This is a genomic window from Ancylomarina sp. (assembly GCF_041555295.1).
Taxonomy (GTDB): Bacteria; Bacteroidota; Bacteroidia; order Bacteroidales; family Marinifilaceae; genus Ancylomarina.
Genome location: NZ_JBFFKR010000217.1, coordinates 1 through 5,822 on the forward strand (window position 1 = coordinate 1; position 5,822 = coordinate 5,822).

The following is a 5,822-nucleotide window of genomic DNA, read 5'->3' on the forward strand; positions in this document are numbered from 1 at the left end:
AAACTCTTTAATATACTATCGAGCAACTTAATGGAATCCAAAATAAAAGGCCCCTTATTCAACATCACGCAATCAGCTTGTTGGGCTTCCACCACATCTGTAATTTCTGCCCTCGAAGGGACACCTCGTTTCGCCAGATTCTCCAAAACCTGAGTCGCCCAAATATCCGTAACATGCGCAGCCTGGCAAAAAGAAAGAATTTCCATTTGCACCCGACCCATATTTTTCCAACCACATTCCACCGCCAGATCACCGCGGGCTATCATCACACCGATGGGATAAAGTTGCATAGCCGCTAAAAGTATTTCCGTTAGCTTGTTGAATCCTCTTTGAGTCTCTATTTTTAAAATCACGCCCAGACCGCTCTTGGCTTTTCGTTTTTTCAACTCATTAAAAAGTTGCCGGACATCGGAAGGACTATTTACAAATGACAAATTAATGACATCCGCATGTGCTACAACAAAGTCGAGATCCAATCTATCTTTTTGCGTAATCCCGCTAATGCTTAGCTTACTCAAAGGAAAATTCATCCCTTTGTCGGCTCTCAGTTTACCACCGTTTTCAGCAGTATGCTTAATCTCAATTTCTGCAAACTCTTTCTGAATGGATTTGATGACCCCTCCCATCTTACCATCATCAAACAAAACAGGTTCGCCCACTTTTAAATCATCAAAAACTTCTGGCTCTGTGCTGGAAATATGTGCCACCGAAATCAATCTCCCCTGCGCATCGTGCCGAGCCGATTCTCCTGCCAACTCTTCCCGGTCGAGTCTTAAAAGGTCTCCCTTTTGTAAAAGTATTGGCTTTTCAATGGTTGGAATAACACCCAGCTTGGCAATGGCTTCTTTCTTATCCTTTTTTGTGTACAGTTCAATGCCTGTTTCCAGGAATGTCGTTTTAAAACAGTGGGCGATCAAGCCATTGTCATGTGTTTCAATGATTTTTAATTTCCGTTTTTTATTTCGGGCATCGCGGAACGACAACAGGTCACCTATTGCCAACTTTTGCAAATCTTCACCGCTTAATGGCAGCAGGGGCATGCCGCTGGTATCAACTTCCTGATCGGATAGCAAAATTTGTAATGGCTGAACTATTTCTCCGCGGTCATTTTTTTCCAGCCTCAATTTTCTTAGTCTGGGCCCGGCCACCAAGGGCCCCGTTCGTATTTTAGGACCAGCCAGATCCATCGCCACCTTACATTTATTCTTTAATTGCTTCGAGGCCTTGCGGACGTGTTTTATCATTTTTTCCCAGGCCTGCTTATCATCATGGGCACAATTGATGCGGGCGCAATTCATGCCCTTGGCTATCATGTTCTTCACCAGGTCGTAGTCATTGGCTGCTTCGCTGGGTAGCGTCACCATAATACGGGTACGACGACCTTTTGAACGGTAGCCCAACAAAGTTTTGGCATTCGTCTTCAATAGCCGATTCGCTTTTTTATAGGAAACACCCTTGCGACTATTTTTCATTTCCTTTCCCAAAAATGATTTTAAAATAGCCCGATTGAGATAAAGACTTCTGAGGACATGACTCTGTACCCTGGCAAGTCTGGACATGCTCATATTTCTCAAACCTTTTTGAAGCTCATTCAAATCATGACTTCGCAAGGCCCGGTAATGGATAAGATTACGCGCACTCTCCTGGTATTCGGGATGTACCTTTTTCAATTCTTTTCCATACAGCCTCTCCATTTCAAATGCTGCCTCAATGATGGTATCTATGCGACCGATCAAGGCATTTATTTTTGCTGCCTTCTTCGGAGATATGTCGAATTTTTCAGGATTTGCCATTGCTTTTATAAGATAGTTGAAATAGGCTTAGTAATGATATCTTCCTTTTTTAGTTTTTTATTTGGATATAACGGTAAGTATAGGAATAGTAGCCGATTGCAGGCTTCAAACCTATCAAATTACAAGAAAGTTTGAGCGTGCTACAATCTTTTATATTAGAACTTTGCCAGCTGTTTTTTATAAATTGTTGGGCTTAGTACTTTATTTTTCCTTTTAAAAATCTTAAATACTTTGTTCAAATGATTAATCATTCCATACATAGTCCACAGTATAAAATAAATCCTCATAGCAATGAATATTATTTGAAAAATCCACCATTTTTTCATAGGTAAATGAGTCATTAGCATCTCTATAATCCCATACATCAACTCCTTTAGCAAATACAAATAGTCCTTTCTCGTCTGAATTTATTACTGAGATATAAGGATTTACATAATCATATTCCTTAACGTATGTACAGTTATTATCTAATAATATCCATGCGTTTTTTATATAAACTTCTGACATAACATGTCCAGCAAAATATTCAATAGATCTGGATCTATAATCATATCCCCATTGCACATCGGCAGTTTCAATCATAATGGTTGGAATACCAAATTCTCGTAAAACACTTGAAATAATCAGTGCTAAAGAGTGACAACCATAAAAGGTCTGAACTTCAAAAAGTTCATCAACTGTATTTACCCCAGCCTTATTTCCTCCTGCATCTACAAAGGTGAAATTCTGATTGATCCAATGGCATACCTTCATAATACCATCGATATCAGCAGTAGGAATTCCAATGGCATTTTGCACTAATTCAAGGTTCTCCGAACTAAGATCAGATTGTTCTCCTGGCACAAGGTATTTTTCTGGATAATTATAATCTATACCAAAGGTGAAATCCAGTGTATCTAAATTAATATTACATTTATCAACATTTCTACTTCCATCTTCATCTCTACAACAGTTAGAAATTAATAAGACGAGAATAATTAAAAAGAATGAAAATCTAAATACCCTCATGATTATTCATTTTTAGATATAATATTCCTATATAAAGATACAATTTGAGAAAGGGTATAACAAGAATAACTATTGTTTCAAGCCTCCTTAAAAGCATTAAGTTCAACTAGTTTATATACGCAATACTGCATATATTAATACTATATCTGTTGCAAAATACATACAGTTGGTAAGTTGTATTGTGCACCTTTTATTTTCTAGAATAAATTTACAAAACAATAAGAATTTTAAAAAAAAAAGCCACTCTCCGCGGAGAATGGCTTTTAAAGGGTGATTACCTATTAGATTTACTCTACGCTAAGTAGAAACTGGAGAGGAATATGAAGTCTATCTCTCCAGGCATTTTCATCATGCTTAGCACCCTCGAATTTTCTAGTCACCCAATTCTCATTTTGGCTATAGCCACGTTCTTTCATCAACTTGTCAGCTATTAACTGATAGGGTTTGTAAAGCGAATCAAGTGTTTCCGTTCCGTAATCAAAATAGATTTTATGGGTTTGAGGATCGGGTAAATTCTTTGCTACATATTTCAAGAAAACACCATTGAGAGCTGGCCAATGCGTCGACATGCAAGCCGCGCCTCCGAAGACATTGGGATATTCTGAAATGGCATAACAGGATATTAAGCCTCCCATACTCGATCCTAATATAAAGGTATTTTCACGATCAGTTTGGGTACTGTAATTCTTGTCGATAAAAGGCTTGAGCTCCTCAACCAGAAATTTAAGGTACTCGTCAGAAAGAATCTCTCCCTTAAACTTATCCGGACGATCTATCAGTTTCAATTCTTTTTGAGGCTTATTGGGCATATACTCCAATGAACGGTTGTTTGTATGACTAATCGCAACCACAATAACAGGTCGTATTTTTTGAGTCTTAATAAGACTATCAACAGTCTCATCGACTCCCCATTCCTGTTTATTCCAAGTCGTTGTCCTATCGAAAAGCATCTGCCCATCGTGCATATAAATGACAGGATAGGATCTCTTAGCATCATAGTCAGGAGGAAGCATCACTTTGACATCACGAGCCGGAATATACTTAGACTGAAATGCCGGATAATCTATAAAACTAAGTGGTATTTGTTTATTACAAGCAAACAAGCTGCTACAAATGATAAAAACAAGGGCCATATTTCTCATATCATCTCTTTATTTCAGTTGTAAAAATAAGATTCTACCTCTATTGTTTCTCAACCTAAAAAAAGCCATTCCCCGCAGAGAATGGCTTTTCGAGGGGTGTCTACTTTCCAAATACGGAAAAGCAAATTATTTCACATACACTCTGTATTCCCATGCCTTTAGAGACATTAAAGTTTCTTTAGCCAGTTCTTGCTTTTCCTTAGTGAAAAAGTCGCTGTAAGTACCTGCATAAGCCTCTGTATTCAGTTTCACGTCAACTGCTTTATTGCTTAGGTTAAGAACCACGACAACTTTATCGCCATCCTTTTCACGAACAAATGCGTAAACCGATTCGTTCTTGTCAGTGGCAATGCGCACCAAATCGCCACCTTGAGCGCCATTCAACAAAGCTTTATTGTTGGCTTTCAGGCTCATCAATTGGGTATAGAATGGCACCAATTCCTTATTGCTCCAATCAATTTCATCCTTCTCGAAAAACTTCAATCGGTGATTCAATCCAGCCTCTTGTCCAGAGTACAACATTGGCATACCTGGCATGGTAAACGTTAGCACAGCAAACGCATTAGCTGCTTCTCCCATTCTTTCCTTAATGGTACCAGCCCATGAATTCTCATCATGATTCGTAATAAAGTTCATCAGGTAGTTATCCTTTTGGTAAAGGGTATCGATTTTAGCAAAATAAGCATCAATCTCATTGGCATTTTTCTCACCCTTGGCAATATCGTTCATAAGGTGGTGGAAATCCCAGGCATAACCCATATCGAAAGCTGACTCAAGCAATTCTGGTTCCCAAGCCTCAGCCAACATAAACACAGGCTTGATTGAATCAAGTTCCTTGCGGGCTTCGTTCCAAAAATCAGTTGGTACCATGCCAGCCATATCGCAACGGTAACCATCAACATTGGCTTTCTCAATCCAGAATTTCAATGAACCCTTCATGTACTCACGCAAGTCCTTATTGTCAAAGTTCAAGTCAGCAGTATCTGTCCAATCAGTTCCAGCAGGAATCTGAACCTCACCTTTTTCGTTTAGGGTATACCAGTCTTTATGATCTTTCATGATTACGTTATCCCATCCCGTATGGTTTGCTACCCAGTCAAGAATCACTTTCATTCCCATATCCTGAGCTTGTTTTACCATGGTTTTTAAATCCTCTAGGGTTCCATAATCAGGATTTACAGCACGGTAGTCAGCAACTGCATAGCAAGATCCCATACTTCCCTTACGATTCTTCTCCGAAATTGGGAAAATAGGCATCAACCAAAGGATATCCACACCCATTTCCTTCAATCGAGGCAAGTGGTTTGCAAAAGCGTTGATCGTTCCTTCCGGTGTGTACTGGCGAATGTTCACCTCATAGATGTTCGCGTTACGTGTCCAGTCCAGATGCATGTCGGCAGACTTGGCACAACATGATTCTTTCTCTTTTGAACAACATTCTTTCTTTGCCTTTGGAGTATTTTGGCAAGACATAAGTAAACTTGCCATCAAAAGCAGGCTTAGTGTTGAATTGACTATTCTGTTCATATGTTTATATTTATTATTTCTACTTTAAAATTGATTTTGTGGAGAGAAATAACCACCTCCCCCTCGTTCCTCGGGTACTCCTCCTTAAAAAAAGGAGGAGAAATTTAATCAGATCAAAGAGATCGATGGCTAAACGGATGTCATATTTGACCTTTCGACCTTTAGGTGCTTTTCAAATCATATTTCATCACAAAAATCTGCGTCAAAATATTTTTTTTCCAAACACTGTCTCCCGAAGTCTCGGGATCGTCGCACGCTTACAGGTTTTCTAGTAAAATGATATCGAATTCTGTATCTAAAACAACTTTTGAATTAGCAACCTTTACAGTTTTTCCTGAATAGGCATCTCTTA

The 5,822-nt window shown here is 38.9% G+C and carries 4 protein-coding genes; all 4 read right to left on the reverse strand.

The genetic code is table 11. The features are described 5' to 3' along the window. Positions 1–1,793, reverse strand: a 1,793-nt coding sequence (locus tag ABY905_RS13130; protein ID WP_372644608.1) for a pyruvate kinase, incomplete at its 3' end; no start/stop codon positions are given. A gap of 243 nt (positions 1,794–2,036) precedes the next feature. Continuing rightward, complete coding sequence (locus tag ABY905_RS13135; protein WP_372644610.1) at positions 2,037–2,801, reverse strand: transglutaminase-like domain-containing protein; 765 nt, start codon at positions 2,799–2,801, stop codon at positions 2,037–2,039. Positions 2,802–3,088: 287 nt separating this feature from the next. Continuing rightward, positions 3,089–3,943, reverse strand: a complete 855-nt coding sequence (locus ABY905_RS13140) for an alpha/beta hydrolase (RefSeq protein ID WP_372644612.1) — start codon at positions 3,941–3,943, stop codon at positions 3,089–3,091. 126 nt (positions 3,944–4,069) lie between these two features. Beyond that, entirely contained in the window at positions 4,070–5,470 is a 1,401-nt protein-coding gene (locus ABY905_RS13145; RefSeq protein ID WP_372644613.1) for an alpha-amylase family glycosyl hydrolase, read from the reverse strand. Positions 5,471–5,822: the final 352 nt, after the last annotated feature.